Source organism: Qipengyuania thermophila, assembly GCF_004153605.1.
Lineage (GTDB): Bacteria > Pseudomonadota > Alphaproteobacteria > Sphingomonadales > Sphingomonadaceae > Qipengyuania_B > Qipengyuania_B thermophila.
The window spans coordinates 107585-121455 of sequence record NZ_SDSI01000001.1 but is presented as its reverse complement, the minus strand read 5'-3'; the positions used below and the strand labels follow the sequence as shown (position 1 = coordinate 121455).

Genomic DNA, 13871 nt, shown 5'->3' with positions numbered 1-13871 from the left:
GTCCTCGTTCGGCTCGTCCCACCGATCAGCGATCCTGGCCCAGCGATCGACACGTTTGACGTGACCCCCAGCTTTCCCCCAGCTGGGATTAGAGCCGGTCGGTTGTTTTGCGCATCAGCGCGGTTGAAGCACTGGCCTACTTCGCTACGCCCTACGGGCTCCGCTACGCAGCCCATTGCTTATCCAGTTCGGCGGCGAACGCCGCCGGGGTTGCATAGCCAAGGGACGAGTGCGGTCTCTCCCTGTTGTAGTCTTCCACCCAGGCCGCGATCTCGACCCGGGCATGGGTCAGGCTGAGGAACAGTGTCTCGTTGAGCAGTTCGTCGCGCATGCGGCCGTTGAAAGCGAAGCTGGCCGGAGGCCAACCTCTCGACGTAGCCGTTCTGCATCGGCCTGCCCGGCGCGATGTAATGCCACTCCACACCGATCTCCCCGCACCAGGCCAGCACGGCATTGCTGGTGAGTTCGGTGCCGTTGTCGCTGACGATCATGGCGGGCTTGCCACGCTGATCGATCAGCTGGGTCAGCTCGCGCACGACCCGGCGACCCGAGATCGAGGTGTCGGGCACCGCTGCCAGGCACTCCCTGGTCACGTCATCGACCACGTTGAGCACGCGGAACCTTCGGCCCGACGCCATCTGGTCATGTACGAAGTCGAGGCTCCAGCGCTGGTTCGGCAGCGCCAGCACCGGAGAAGGCGCTCTGGTCCCCACGGCCCTCCTGCGGCTGCGCCGCCGCCTGACTGCCAGCCCTTCCTCCTGGTAGATACGTTGGGTCCTCTTGCGGTTGATCATCACGCCCTCCCGGCGCAGCAGAATGTGCAGACGGCGATAGCCGAACCGGCGACGCTGGTTGGCCAGCTCGCGCAGCTTCTCACGCAACCCGGCATCATCGTCCCGGGTGGAACGGTAGCGCACGCTCTTGCGATCAGCATCGATGACACGGCACGCCCGCCGTTCGCTCATCCCGTGGCAGGCCTGAAGATGAGCCACAGCTTCCCGCATGGCGGCGGGCGTCAGAACTTTTTTGCCAGAAGATCGTTAGCTTCGCCGCCCTTCGGGTCAGCGCAACGTTGTCCAGCATCGTGTCGGCCAGCAGCCGCTTGAGCTTCGCGTTCTCGCTCTCAAGCTCCCGCAGCCGTCGGGCCTCGGAGACCTCAAGGCCGCCATACTTGGCCTTCCAGTTGTAGATCGTCGCTTCCGTTACGCCGTGTCGCCGAGCCAGGTCAGCCACTTCGCACCCGCCTCCGCTTCCTTCAGCACGCCAATAATCTGCTCTTCCGTGAACCTCGTTCGCTTCATCTGTCCGTCCTTCCAAAGGGCCAGACTCTAATCGGTGTGGAGGAAAATCAGGGGGTCACGTCAGATAAAGCTCTACACTGAAACCGGTGTAGTCGAGAGCTTTGGAGAATATCGGCCGCGAGAGAGCATGGTGAGGGGCATATCCGGCTAAACCCGGTGGACAGCCCATGGCCTATAACCGTTGAAACAAACGGGATTTTTCGCGCTCAACCCAAGGAATAGAACAATTCCAATGGGTTGAATGGCGGAGCGGGAGGGATTCGAACCCTCGATACGGTTTTGCCGTATACACACTTTCCAGGCGTGCGCCTTCGACCACTCGGCCACCGCTCCGCATGTCCCTGGACGGACAGGCTGTGCGCCTTAGCAGGCTTGTGGACAGGCGCAAGGCTCGCGCTTTTCCCAGGTCGCAGGCAGTGTCACACTGCTTCCATGCTGAAGCCCGCGTTCCTCTTCGTCGCTGCCGTCGTCGCCACATCCGGGGCGGCACGGGAACAGGACCGGCGATCCCCGAACGAGATCGTCGCCGCTGCGCCGGCGTCCGACTGGGTCGCCATCGCCCCGTCCGACCTGCTGGTGATGACGCTGGCACCCGATGCGGGGGGCAAGCCGCGGCAGGTGGTCATCCAGCTGATGCCGCCGCCTTTCAGCCAGGGGTGGGTGGAGAACATCCGCACGCTGGCGCGAGCGGGATGGTATGACGGGCTGAGCGTAAACCGGGTGCAGGACAATTACGTCGCGCAATGGGGCGACCCGGACGGAGAAGACGCGGCGAAGGCGAAGAAGCTGCCGGCGGGGCTGCGGGTCATGGACAGGGCCGACTACGCCCATCAACTAAATGCCATTGCCGTTCTGATGAACCCGTGCGGAGATCGCTCGAAAGTCAGGTCGGTATGGCTGTGTGATCCATACGCTCCCGGTGCGAGCTTTAGGCGCGGCTGGCCAGTCTCGACAGACGGCGCTCGCGAGTGGCCCGTCCACTGCTACGGCATGGTCGGCGTGGGGCGGGGGATGCCGCCGGACACCGGATCAGGCGCGGAACTGTACGCGGTGATCGGCCATGCGCCGCGGCATCTTGACCGCAACATCGCGCTGGTCGGGCGGGTGGTGGAGGGGATCGAGCACCTCTCCAGCCTGCCACGCGGGACGGAGGCGCTGGGGTTCTACAAGACCCCGCAGGAGCGGGTGCCGATCGTCTCGATCCGCTTGGCCAGGGACCTGCCCGAAGCCGACCCGGCCTCAAGCAGCGAAGCGGCAGGCCAGCAGACACGTCCGCGCTTCCAGTACCTCTCGACCGAGAGCGCGACCTTCGCCGCCTACGCTGACGCGCGGGCGAACCGGCGCGACCCGTTCTTCATCCAGCCGGCGGGCGGTGCGGACGTCTGCAACATTCCGGTGCCGGTGCGGCGCCTTCCCGCGCCCTGACGTTCGGGTGCCTCCTCACCCAGACGGCCGCCGTCCGGGTGAATTGCTGTTGCAGTGCCGCCGCGTGCCCCTACGATGAACCGCGCAGCCGGGTCGTCGCGCTGAAGGAACAGCAGCTGCAACGCGTTCAAGAGGATAGTGCGGGAGACTCGGGATGAAGCATCTGTGGGCATTGGCATGTGCGGCGGCGTTGGGCCTGTCGGCAAGCGGCGCGTCCGCGTCCGATCCGGACGGCAACGATCGGCGCGTTCTCGTCATCAACGAGGCGTCAATCGCGATCTGGGAGCTGCGAGGCTCGAACATCTCGCGAGACACCTACGAAGAGGACATTCTTGGTTCCGAAACCATCGCTCCCGGCGACACGCGGGTGATCAATTTCTACGATGGGACGGATTATTGCCGCTACGACCTCAAGGTCACGATGCGGACCGGACGTGAGGTGATCAGGCGGGATGTCGATGTGTGCCGTCTGGTGCGGTGGCGCATCCGCGACGGCGACGACCAGCTCGAGTTCTGAGCCGCTCGGGCCACACAGGCGCGCGCGTGTTCAGACCCGTTCCGCGCCGCTGATCGCATCGCTGGCGCGAAGGGCGCTGAGAATGCGGTGAAGGTGCTTGGCATCCTGCACCTCGACGTCCACCTCGTAGGTGGTGAACGGCGGATCCCGGTGCGTCTGGTGCAGTCCGCGCACATTGGCGAGGTTGCGCGCGATGATCCCGGCCGCTTCCGCCAGCGTGCCCGGCCGGTCGTAGAGGGTCACCCGCATCCGGCCGACGGCACCCTGGGACCGCGGACCCCACGAGAGATCGCGCCAGTCGGCGTCGAGCGCCTTGGCCACGGCGAGGCAGTCGATGTTGTGCACCTCGACCGGCTGATCGGGGCGGCGCAGGCCGACGATCCGGTCACCGGGCACCGGATGGCAGCATTCCGCCAACTGGAACCCCGCGCCGGGAGACAGGCCGCGGATGGAGATTGCGCCTTTCTGCTTCCAGTCCTCTTCCGGCCCGAGTTCGGCGGTGCACCCCGGCACCAGCGCCTCCATGACTTCCTTGTCGCTGAGCTTGGCGGCGCCGATGGCGTACATCAGCTCCTCCTCCTCCTCCATTCCGAGGCGGGCGACGGCCGCGCGGGTCGCCTTCTTGCCGATGCGCGCCGGAACGCGGCTGGCGATCTCGTCGAACAGCTTTTGCCCGAGAGCCGCGACCTCGGCACGTTCTCGCGCCCGCACCGCGCGCCGGATCGCCGCCCGGGCCTTCCCGGTGACGACAAAGCCCAGCCATGACAGCTGCGGCTCGGCCTCGGGGTTCTTGATGATCTCGACCACGTCGCCATTGGCAAGCTGCGAGCGCAGCGGCACATGCCGGCCGTTGATCTTGGCGCCCACCGTCTGCAGGCCGAGATTGGTGTGGACCGCAAAGGCGAAATCCACCGGCGTGGCGCCGCGGGGAAGCTGGAACAGCGCGCCCTTGGGGGTGAACGCGAAGATGCGATCCTGGTAGATCGCCATGCGGGTGTGCTCGAGGAGTTCCTCGGGGTCGTTGCTGGCGTCGACGATCTCGATCAGGTCGCGCAGCCAGCCGACCTGACCGTCGGGGCGCGCGCCCTGCTTGTAGGCCCAGTGCGCGGCCAGCCCAAACTCGTTGAGCCGATGCATCTCGCGGGTGCGGATCTGCACCTCGACCCGCATCGAGTTTTCGTACAGCAGGGCGGTGTGCAGGCTGCGGTAGCCGTTGCTCTTGGGCGTGGAGATGTAGTCCTTGAACCGGCCGGGCAGGAACTGCCAGGTGGTGTGCAGCACGCCCAGCGCCCGGTAGCAGTCGAGTTCATCCTCGCAGATGACCCGGAAGGCCATGATGTCCGTGATCTGTTCGAAGGTGACGTGGCGTTCGGCCATCTTGCGCCAGATCGAGTAGGGGTGCTTTTCGCGGCCGGTGACCTCCACCCGCACTCCGGCCTGCGCGAGAACGTGCTTGATGTCGAGCGCGATGGCATCCACCTGCCCCTTGTCCTGCCGCCTGATCTGCTCCAGCCGCTGCGTGATCGTCTGGTAGCCGTCGGGCTCGAGCTGCTCGAAGGCAAGGAGCTGCATCTCGCGCATGTATTCGTACATGCCGACCCGCTCGGCCAGCGGCGCGTAGATCTCCATCGTCTCGCGTGCGATGCGCTGCCGTTTTTCGGGGTTCTTGATGAAGTTGAGGGTGCGCATGTTGTGCAGCCGGTCGCCGAGCTTCACCAGCAGCACCCGGATGTCCTCGCTCATGGCGAGCAGGAACTTGCGCAGGTTCTCCGCCGCCCGCTCGTTCTCGGGCATCTGCTCGATCTTGCTGAGCTTGGTCACCCCGTCCACGAGCCGGGCGACGTCGGGGCCGAAATTGCGTTCGATGTCCTCGATGGTGGTGAGCGTGTCCTCGACCGTGTCGTGGAGCAGCGCGGTCGCGATCGTTTCCTGGTCGAGCTTCAGATCGGTCATCAGCCCGGCCACCTCGACCGGGTGCGAGAAGTACGGGTCGCCCGAGGCGCGCTTCTGCGTGCCGTGCTTCTGCACCGTGTAGACATAGGCGCGGTTGAGCAGCGCCTCGTCGGCTTCCGGATCGTACTCCTTGACCCGTTCGACCAATTCGTATTGCCTGAGCATCAGAACACGATGATGTGGGCTGGCATGCTGCATTGCAACGGGATTGTGTCAGGAGCGGCAGCGCAAGCAAGAGAATGCCACATTGGTCAGTTGCTTGATGTTGCACCGAGGCATACAAGGCGGGGGCGCAGGAATGGCTTTTCGAAGCGCAGTCGAGCGCATGGACGGCTCACTGAACAGCAGATCATTCCTCGCCTTTCTTCTACCGCTGTTTGCGGTTGCTGCCTGTATCTATGTATTCGCAGGATTGGCCTTCTTCTATCGCTCGGATGTTCAGGCGCTTGATTACGACGAATGGGAATATTGGCAGCTCAGTGCCGGCTTAATTGAAGGTCGGTTCGATGATCCCGGTCGCAGAACCTTGGGATTTCCCGCGCTTCTTGCAGCCCTGCGCATGGTCAGCGACGATTTCCTTTTCGTGCAGATAGCCGTCAGCGTGATTGCCGCCACCGCTCCACCGCTGCTCTCCGTTGCGCTTCGTCGGAACGGAGCGAGCCGAAGCGCGGCTCTTCTCGCGGGCACCGCATTAACCCTTTGGCCTCCCCAGATCTTCATCGCGGCGTCGTTGTACAGCGAAACTCTTGCTCTCCCGTTGTTGCTGTCAGCTTTGGCAGTCATGCCGCGAACTGGCGGGTCTAGTCATGCGGCACGCTGGTTGGCGGCGGGCCTTCTGTTGGGTGCGCTTGCTCACGTGCGAACGATGTATCAGTTGCTGATGCCGATTGTCTTGCTCATGGTGTGGCTGGAGTGCGGGCAGCTTCGCTCGGCAGCACGCAACTGGCTTCTGGTCATGGCCGGATTCGCTTTGGCCGTGTTGCCATGGTCGATTCACGTGTCGCACAAGCTCGGGACACCGGTGCTCCTGACCGCCAACGGTGGCGAAACTATGGCGGGAGGTCTCAACCCGGTTCTGTTGTCCACTTCAGAGGGGGTTGCAAAGCTTGAGCGACGATCGACATGGACGGGGCCAGGAAAGTGGCTGCCGGTCAGCGGCAACGGGTATCTGAGCGCGGAAGAACAAGATCTTCCATACACAGAGCAAGATCGTCTCCTGCAAAGGCGCACGTTCGAGTGGATTGCGTCGGCGCCAGCAGCGGCAGCTTACCTCACACTGCGCAAGCTTGCCTATCAGTGGACCGGCTATCCATGGCGAAACAGTGAACTGCGTCAGATCCTGTTCGCCTCGCTGCCGATCATCGCCCTTGTGGTGACATTCTTAATAGCTGTCTGGCGGCACCCGCGCATGGCGCGCGAGCAAGCGCGCTTTGCGCTCATGCCCTTGTTCGTCATCGGGGTGGCACTGATCAGTTGGGGCAGCTGGAGATTTCGGCAGCCTGCCGACGCTGCGATGATCGCGATCGTGGCGTGTGCACTCGTCTCATCATTGCGACGGGATGCAATCTCGTCTTCATCGAGGATTGCAAGCACATATGCCTGAACTTTCCGTTATCGTTCCGACCTACAACGAGGCCGACAACCTGCCCTTGCTGCATGCGCGGCTCAGCGACGCGCTGGCCGGTGAGGCGTGGGAGATGATCGTTGTCGACGATGACTCGCCCGACGGCACGGCGGCGCAGGCCCTGGCCCTGCACGAGGCCGGTCATCCGGTGCGGGTGATCCGCCGGATCGGCCGGCGGGGCCTGTCGACGGCGGTGATCGAGGGGATGCTCAGCAGTCCGGCGCCCGTCTTTGCCGTAATCGACGGGGATCTGCAGCATGACGAGACCCTGCTGCCGCGGATGCTGGCCACGCTGCGCACGACGGACGCGGATGTGGTGGTCGCCACCCGCTACGCGGGCGAGGGGGGTGTCGGGGCTTGGAGCGCGCAGCGGGCGCGGATGAGCCGCCTTGCCACCGCGATTGCCACAAAGGTGCTGCGGGCGCCGGTCAGCGACCCGATGAGCGGGTTCTTCATGATCCGGCGCGAGGCGTTCGATGCGGCCGTGCGCAATCTTTCGGGCGAAGGCTACAAGATCCTGCTGGATCTGTTCGCCAGCTCTCCAAGGGCGCTGAAGGTCGCCGAGCTGCCCTATGTGTTCCGCACAAGGCAGCATGGCGAAAGCAAGCTCGACACCGCGGTGCTGCTTCAGTTCGGCCTGCTGCTGCTCGACAAGACGGTCGGGCGCTTCATCCCCGCCCGGCTCGTCTTCTTCGCACTGGTCGGGGGGCTCGGGGTCATCGTCCATTATGCGAGTTTCGCACTGGCCTTCTTCGCCGCCGGTGCGAGCTTTGTCGCGGCGCAGACACTGGCGACGGTGACGGCGATGACCGGGAACTACATCCTCAACAACATGCTGACCTATCGCGACGCGAGGCGGCGGGGCGTCTCCTTCTTCACCGGGCTGCTCGGCTTCTACCTGGTGTGCAGCATCGGGCTGCTCGGCAATGTCGGGATCGCCTCCTATGCCTTCTCGCTCCACTACGAGTGGTGGCTGGCGGCATTCGCAGGGATCGTCGTCGGGACGGTCTGGAACTTCGCGGCGTCGTCGATCTTCGTCTGGCGCCGGCGCAGCTTCTAGGTGGCCGCGCTCAGCTCCAGACAGCCTCCGGCGGCAGGGACATCAGGATGGCGTCGATGTTGCCACCCGTCTTGAGGCCGAACAACGTGCCCCGATCGTAGACGAGATTGAATTCGGCATAGCGCCCGCGCCACTCCAGCTGGCGCCGCTTGTCGTCCGCGGTGAAGGCGCTTGCCATGCGGCGCCGCACCAGCTGCGGGAAGATGTCGAGAAACGCCTCGCCCACATCGCGGGTGAACGCGAAATGACGCTGGAACGCGGCCTCGTCGTCGCATTCGAGATGGTCGTAGAAGATGCCGCCGACACCGCGGGCGACCCCGCGGTGGGGGATGAAAAAATACTCGTCGGCCCACTTGGCGAAGCGTTCGTAATAGGTGGGGTTGTGCGCCATGCAGGCCGCGCGCAGCCGGGCGTGGAACGCCTCGGTGTCGTCGGCGTACGGGATCGGAGGGTTGAGATCCGCCCCGCCGCCGAACCACGCCTTGCCCGTCACGAGGAACCGGGTGTTCATGTGCACGGCGGGCACGTGGGGATTTGCCATGTGCGCGACCAGGCTGACGCCAGTGGCGGTGAACTGCGGGTTGTGCTCGTCCGCGCCATGGATGGTGGCCGCGAAAGCCGGGGCGAAGCGGCCATGGACGGTGGAGACATTCACACCGACCTTCTCGAACACCGCGCCCTTCATCAGGCCGCGCGTGCCGCCGCCGGGATCAGGGTTGCCGTCCTCCTCGCGTTCCCAGCGAACATACTCGAACGACGCATCCGAGCCGGCTTCGCGTTCGATGGTCTCGAACTCGGCGCAGATCCGGTCGCGCAGCGACTCGAACCACCCGCGGGCCGCTTCGACTTCGTGCTGCCATGGCGTCATGGAACCGCTCTTGCCAAATGGCGCCGAGGGGGGCAAGGGCCGCCCATGGTTCCCTTTTCGTTCGCAGGCGAGGCGATGCTGCTGGCGGCCGGGCGCGCCGTGTACTGGCCGCGCGAGCAGGCGCTGCTGGTCGCCGACCTGCATCTGGAAAAAGCCAGCTTCTTTGCCCGCCACGGCCAGTTCCTGCCGCCCTATGACAGCCGCGAGACGCTGGAGCGCGTGGCTCTCGCCATTCGGGAGACGGGCGCGCGCCGCGTGATCACCCTTGGCGACAACTTCCACGATCCCGACGGGGCGGCACGGCTCGACCCGCATGTGTGCGGGATGCTGCAGGCGCTGACCCGGGCGGTGCACTGGGTCTGGATCACGGGCAATCACGATGGTCCGGCCACGTCGGGCGCCGCCGAATGCGGCGGCGAGCGGGTGGAGGAGCTGCAGCTCGGCCGCGCGGTCCTGCGCCACATCGCCCGAGCGGGAGAGGTGCGGCCGGAGATGTCCGGTCACTTCCATCCGCGGGTGCAGGTGCGTGTCGGCCGCCGGCGGATCAGCCGGCCGTGCGCGGTTCTGGCCTGCGCGCGCGACGGGGCGGAGCGGCTGGTGCTCCCGGCGTTCGGCACCCTCACTGGCGGCATGGCGGCGAACGATCCAGCCATCATCAAGGCGCTGCAACCGGCCGAGAAGATCAGCGCCGTGTTGCGCGCCGGAGACAAGCTGGTGCAATTTCGCCTCTGGGAGCGGAACGCCTGAGCAAACCTCTGGCGCGGGCGCCGCTTCGCGCCTACATAGCCCGCCTGATCTGCAACACCAGGAGACTGCCCCATACCCCGTCCGCCTCGCCGCATGCTTCAGCCGCCGATCAAGAGCGGCCCGCGTTTCGATCACTTCATTCAGGCTGACAAGGTCCGCGTCATCGACGACGAGGGCGAGAACCTTGGCGTCATGTACACGCGGCAAGCCATCGAACAGGCGGCCGAACTCGGGCTGAACCTCGTCGAGGTGTCGCCCAACGCCGATCCGCCGGTGTGCAAGTTCCTCGACGTCGGCAAGTTCCGCTACGAGGCCCAGAAAAAGGCCAACGCGGCGCGCAAGACCCAGAAGACGCAGGACATCAAAGAGATCAAGATGCGCCCGAACATCGATGATCATGACTATGACGTCAAAATGCGCAACGTCGCGCGCTTCATCGAGGATGGCGACAAGGTCAAGATCACGCTGCGTTTCCGCGGGCGCGAAATGGCGCATCAGCAGCTCGGGATGGACCTGCTCAAGCGGGTGCAGGAGGACGTGGCCGAAACCGCCAAGGTCGAAGCCTATCCCCGCCTCGAAGGCCGGCAGATGCTGATGGTGCTCTCGCCCAAGTAAGCTTCAATCGCCCGGCTACCGGGACTATTCGATCCGGAAGTCGAGAATGGTGAAACGAGCCGGTCCGGTGGCGAACACGCCATGGCCGCGCCCGCTCGCTGCCGATCCGAAGACAAAGCCCACGCGCGCCGTGTCGCGCCGTGCCGCGGCGAAGTCCTCGGGCAGATCGTGGGAAGTGCCGCCGAGGACCGCGACCCACGGCTCGTTCATGGCGACCGTCACCGTGTGCGTGCCCGGACGCAGGGGCATGACCTTGCTGGACGGCGCGTACCAGCGGTGGGTGGGAAAGCGGCGGGTCCAGCCATCGCCGCGTTGTTGGAAATAGAGCGACAGGCTGGCTTCTTCATGCGGCGCTTCCTGCGGCACGAAGCGCACGCCGGGGGCGGCATCGATCCGGTAGCGCAGGGTGATCCGGCGCGCGCGTTCCAGCGAGCTGACGGGAACGGTGACGTAGTGCACATGGCCTGCTGCGGCGCTCGGCTGCGGAAAACGGAACGCCGGTCCGTCGCGCGTGGCCTCCAGCGTGGGCGGCATGCCGGGCGACAGGCTGCGTCCGCGCTCGACAGGACCGATCTCCCACTGCTCGGCAGATGGCGACTGCGCCTGCGCGACAAACGCAACGGGGAGAGCGGCGAGCAGGCACGGGGCGGCAGGCAGGCGGATCATGTTCCGAATCCTGACCGAGGGGAGCTTGCACGCCCCTGAACCCGCGCGACGTCGTGCCGAGGTCGGGCGGGCCGGAGATTGAAAGCGCCGCGTGCCCCCGTTAATCGTCGCCTCCCATGCTGCTGGTGGCGGAGATGCGGTCCTGCGGAGGTTAGGATCGCCAGCGCCCCTCCGGCACGACCTGCCCCCGCCTTCCTGGGGGCCACACGACCAAGGAAGGTTTTTTCATGCCCGATGCACTCGATTCGTCCGGCAATCCGCTCCCCCGGCGCAAGCCCAAGCCGGAGGTGACGAGCCTCAATGGCCGGAGGCTCAAGCCTGCGACGCTGATGATGGGCTATGGCTACGATCCGGTGCTGTCGGAAGGATCGCTGAAACCGCCGGTCTTTCTCACCTCCACCTTCGCCTTCGAATCCGCGGCGGCGGGCAAGCGGCATTTCGAGGGGATCACCGGCATCCGCGAGGGCGGGGCGGAGGGCCTCGTCTATTCGCGTTTCAACGGGCCGAACCAGGAAATTCTGGAGGACCGCCTGGCCATCTGGGACGGGGCCGAGGACGCGCTGTGCTTTTCCTCCGGGATGACCGCGATCTGCATCCTGATGATGGCCTATTGTTCGGCCGGCGACGTGATCGTCCACTCCGGGCCGCTCTACGCCGCATCCGAAGGGTTCGTCGCCAAGACGCTGAGCCGGTTCGGCGTCTCCTATGTCGATTTCCCCGCCGGCGCGACCCGCGACGAACTCGACAACATCCTTGCCCGCGCGACCGAGATGGCGTCCGAGCAGGGAGGCAAGGTGGCGATGATCTACCTTGAGTCGCCCGGCAACCCGACCAATGCGCTGGTCGATGTGCAGGCGGTGCGCGATGCGCGCGACGCGGCGTTCGGCGCGGACGGCCCTCCGATCGCGATCGACAACACCTTTCTCGGCCCCTTGTGGCAGCGGCCGCTGGAGCACGGGGCCGACATCGTCGCCTATTCGCTGACCAAATATGTCGGCGGTCACAGCGACCTCGTTGCGGGAAGTGTGGCGGGGGCGAAGAAGTGGATGAACCCGGTCCGCTCCCTGCGCAACACGATGGGCGGCATTGCCGACCCGAACACCGCCTGGATGCTGCTGCGCAGCCTCGAGACGGTGGAACTGCGCATGACGCGCGCAGGCGAGAACGCCGCCAAGGTCTGCGCTTACCTGCGCGACCACCCGAAGGTGGAGGGGTTGGGCTATCTCGGCTTCATCAGCGATCCGCGCCAGCAGGACATCTACGAACGCCATTGCCTCGGCGCCGGCTCGACCTTTTCCGTGTTCCTGAAGGGCGGGGAGGAGGAATGCTTCCGTTTCCTCGACGCGCTGAAGGTGGCCAAGCTCGCGGTGAGCCTCGGCGGCACGGAAACCCTGGCGAGCCACCCGGCGTCAATGACCCACCTGTCCGTGCCTCAGGGGCGGCGGACGGAACTGGGGATCTCCGACAACCTCGTGCGGATCAGCGTGGGGATCGAGGATGCGGACGACCTGATTGCGGACTTCGAACAGGCGCTCGGCGCAGTCTGACGGGAACCGCTTTCTCTCTCCCCGGCAAGAGAGAAAGCGCTCCGCTCGCTAGCGCGCCGCCCGCGCTCCGCCGCTCGATCGCCGGCCTCCGCCGCGACCCGCCCGTCCGCGCTCGCCGCCCTGCGGCGGCCGCGCGCCGCGGTGCGGTGCCGGCTTCGCCTGGACCTTCAGGCGCGGCTCGGGCCGGCTGTGCACCTGCCGCGAAGGCTCTTCCGGCATTCTCCCGAGCTGCTCCACCGCCGCGCGGAAGGACGGCGGCAAGGGGATCGGCTGCAAGGTCTGGCGGGTCAGCTTCTCGATGTCCTTCAGATACGCCTTCTCGTCCGGCGCGCAGAAGGCGATGGCCGAGCCGTCGCGGCCCGCCCGCGCGGTGCGGCCGATGCGGTGGACATACTGTTCGGCCACGTTCGGCAGCTCGAAGTTGAACACGTGGCTCACGCCCGGAATGTCGATGCCGCGCGCGGCGATGTCGGTCGCCACCAGCACGCGGACGCGGCCTTGGCGAAACTCGTCCAGAGCCCGTTCGCGCTGCGGCTGGCTCTTGTTGCCGTGAATGGCGTTGGCGCGGATGCCGGCCTTGTCGAGATGGCGCACCACCCGGTCGGCGCCATGCTTGGTTCGTGTGAACACCAGCGCGCGGTCGATCTCGTCCGATGCCAGCCCCTTGCTCAGCGAAAGGGTGAGCAGCGCCTGCTTTTCCGGCTGGCTGACATGGCAGACATACTGCGTCACCCGTTCGGCAGTCGTCGCCGCCGGCGTCACCGAGACATGCGCCGGCTCGCGCAGATACCGCGCCGCCAGATCCTTGATGGCCTTGGGCATGGTGGCCGAGAACAGCAGCGTCTGCCGCTTCTGCGGCAGCAGGCCGACGATCTTCCTCAGCGCGTGGATGAAGCCGAGGTCCAGCATCTGGTCGGCCTCGTCGAGCACGAGGATCTCCACATGGTTCAGCGTCATCGCGCCCTGATCGAGCAGGTCGACAAGGCGTCCGGGCGTTGCGACCAGAATGTCGACACCGCGCGCCATCTTCTGACGGTCGCGGTTGACGGACGTGCCGCCGACGATGACCGCGGTGGAGAGCCCTGACAAGGCGCCGTAATCGCGCGCGGCATCGGCAATCTGGCCCGCCAGCTCGCGTGTCGGAGCGAGCACCAGCATCCTGCACGAGCGGCGCGGCGTCCCTCTTTCGGCCGCGCGCAGCCGGTCGATGGAGGGAAGGGTGAAGGCGGCCGTTTTGCCGGTGCCGGTCTGGGCGATGCCCATCAGGTCGCGGCCTTGCAGGACCAGCGGGATCGCCTGTTCCTGGATGGGCGTGGGCGCCGTGTAGCCTTTTTCGCTGAGCGCCTGGAGAACGGGCTGGGACAGCCCGAGCAGTTCAAATGACATTGGATTTGGTGTCGCTTTCATGTGCGGCGACGCACGAGGCCGAGCCACGCGCGAAGCGGGTTCGGAACGACCCGCGTGAAAAGGGAAGCTCTTGGACATGACGGGGCGCAGCTCGCGGCCTCTTCGCCGCCGTTTCACGCTGCCAAAGCGTCCCGTCTGCGG

Annotated in this window: 11 protein-coding genes, 1 tRNA gene and 1 pseudogene; 7 read left to right on the top strand and 6 right to left on the bottom strand. The window is 65.8% G+C overall.

Going from position 1 to position 13871, the window contains the following annotated elements:
- Positions 1-88: 88 nt before the first annotated feature.
- Both ETO60_RS00600 and ETO60_RS00595 read right to left on the bottom strand, forming a co-directional pair.
- A pseudogene (locus ETO60_RS00600) lies at positions 89-1301 on the bottom strand (IS3 family transposase).
- Positions 1302-1543: 242 nt separating this feature from the next.
- A tRNA-Ser gene (locus tag ETO60_RS00595) sits at positions 1544-1634 on the bottom strand.
- 99 nt (positions 1635-1733) lie between these two features.
- Here ETO60_RS00595 and ETO60_RS00590 point away from each other — a divergent pair.
- Positions 1734-2726 (top strand): peptidylprolyl isomerase, encoded by a 993-nt coding sequence (locus ETO60_RS00590; RefSeq protein WP_130001824.1) that lies wholly within the window; start codon positions 1734-1736, stop codon positions 2724-2726.
- Positions 2727-2880: 154 nt separating this feature from the next.
- Entirely contained in the window at positions 2881-3243 is a 363-nt protein-coding gene (locus ETO60_RS00585; RefSeq protein WP_130001823.1) for a hypothetical protein, read from the top strand.
- A 30-nt stretch (positions 3244-3273) separates the two neighbouring features.
- Here the strand turns inward: ETO60_RS00585 and ETO60_RS00580 are convergent, their stop codons facing one another.
- Entirely contained in the window at positions 3274-5361 is a 2088-nt protein-coding gene (locus ETO60_RS00580; protein WP_130001821.1) for a RelA/SpoT family protein, read from the bottom strand.
- A 160-nt stretch (positions 5362-5521) separates the two neighbouring features.
- On the opposite strand from ETO60_RS00580, the gene ETO60_RS00575 reads away from it, so the two are divergent.
- Positions 5522-6799 (top strand): hypothetical protein, encoded by a 1278-nt coding sequence (locus tag ETO60_RS00575; RefSeq protein WP_130001819.1) that lies wholly within the window; start codon positions 5522-5524, stop codon positions 6797-6799.
- Positions 6792-7880, top strand: coding sequence for a glycosyltransferase (locus tag ETO60_RS00570; protein ID WP_234026241.1), 1089 nt, complete (start codon positions 6792-6794; stop codon positions 7878-7880). The genes ETO60_RS00575 and ETO60_RS00570 overlap by 8 nt, the downstream gene beginning before the upstream one ends.
- Positions 7881-7890: 10 nt before the next feature.
- On the opposite strand, the gene hemF is transcribed toward ETO60_RS00570, so the two are convergent.
- Complete coding sequence (gene hemF, locus ETO60_RS00565) at positions 7891-8748, bottom strand: oxygen-dependent coproporphyrinogen oxidase (protein ID WP_130001815.1); 858 nt, start codon at positions 8746-8748, stop codon at positions 7891-7893.
- A gap of 45 nt (positions 8749-8793) precedes the next feature.
- On the opposite strand from hemF, the gene pdeM reads away from it, so the two are divergent.
- Both pdeM and infC read left to right on the top strand, forming a co-directional pair.
- Positions 8794-9495, top strand: a complete 702-nt coding sequence (pdeM, locus tag ETO60_RS00560) for a ligase-associated DNA damage response endonuclease PdeM (RefSeq protein WP_130001813.1) — start codon at positions 8794-8796, stop codon at positions 9493-9495.
- Between the two features lie 93 nt (positions 9496-9588).
- Positions 9589-10110 (top strand): translation initiation factor IF-3, encoded by a 522-nt coding sequence (gene infC / locus ETO60_RS00555; RefSeq protein WP_130001811.1) that lies wholly within the window; start codon positions 9589-9591, stop codon positions 10108-10110.
- Positions 10111-10134: 24 nt separating this feature from the next.
- On the opposite strand, the gene ETO60_RS00550 is transcribed toward infC, so the two are convergent.
- On the bottom strand, positions 10135-10776 hold the full coding sequence (locus ETO60_RS00550) for a hypothetical protein (protein ID WP_130001809.1): 642 nt from the start codon (positions 10774-10776) through the stop codon (positions 10135-10137).
- A 227-nt stretch (positions 10777-11003) separates the two neighbouring features.
- Here ETO60_RS00550 and ETO60_RS00545 point away from each other — a divergent pair, with 227 nt between their 5' ends.
- On the top strand, positions 11004-12323 hold the full coding sequence (locus ETO60_RS00545) for a cystathionine gamma-synthase family protein (protein WP_130001807.1): 1320 nt from the start codon (positions 11004-11006) through the stop codon (positions 12321-12323).
- A gap of 48 nt (positions 12324-12371) precedes the next feature.
- Here ETO60_RS00545 and ETO60_RS00540 read toward each other — a convergent pair whose 3' ends face one another.
- Positions 12372-13709, bottom strand: a complete 1338-nt coding sequence (locus tag ETO60_RS00540) for a DEAD/DEAH box helicase (protein WP_130001805.1) — start codon at positions 13707-13709, stop codon at positions 12372-12374.
- Positions 13710-13871: the final 162 nt, after the last annotated feature.

Bases quoted from the DNA above. Each gene is read 5' to 3' on its own strand.
- ETO60_RS00590 (WP_130001824.1), top strand. From the start codon at position 1,734: ATGCTGAAGCCCGCGTTCCTCTTCGTCGCTGCCGTCGTCGCCACATCC.
- ETO60_RS00585 (WP_130001823.1), top strand. From the start codon at position 2,881: ATGAAGCATCTGTGGGCATTGGCATGTGCGGCGGCGTTGGGCCTGTCG.
- ETO60_RS00580 (WP_130001821.1), bottom strand. From the start codon at position 5,361: ATGCTCAGGCAATACGAATTGGTCGAACGGGTCAAGGAGTACGATCCG.
- ETO60_RS00575 (WP_130001819.1), top strand. From the start codon at position 5,522: ATGGACGGCTCACTGAACAGCAGATCATTCCTCGCCTTTCTTCTACCG.
- ETO60_RS00570 (WP_234026241.1), top strand. From the start codon at position 6,792: ATGCCTGAACTTTCCGTTATCGTTCCGACCTACAACGAGGCCGACAAC.
- hemF (WP_130001815.1), bottom strand. From the start codon at position 8,748: ATGACGCCATGGCAGCACGAAGTCGAAGCGGCCCGCGGGTGGTTCGAG.
- pdeM (WP_130001813.1), top strand. From the start codon at position 8,794: ATGGTTCCCTTTTCGTTCGCAGGCGAGGCGATGCTGCTGGCGGCCGGG.
- infC (WP_130001811.1), top strand. From the start codon at position 9,589: ATGCTTCAGCCGCCGATCAAGAGCGGCCCGCGTTTCGATCACTTCATT.
- ETO60_RS00550 (WP_130001809.1), bottom strand. From the start codon at position 10,776: ATGATCCGCCTGCCTGCCGCCCCGTGCCTGCTCGCCGCTCTCCCCGTT.
- ETO60_RS00545 (WP_130001807.1), top strand. From the start codon at position 11,004: ATGCCCGATGCACTCGATTCGTCCGGCAATCCGCTCCCCCGGCGCAAG.
- ETO60_RS00540 (WP_130001805.1), bottom strand. From the start codon at position 13,709: ATGTCATTTGAACTGCTCGGGCTGTCCCAGCCCGTTCTCCAGGCGCTC.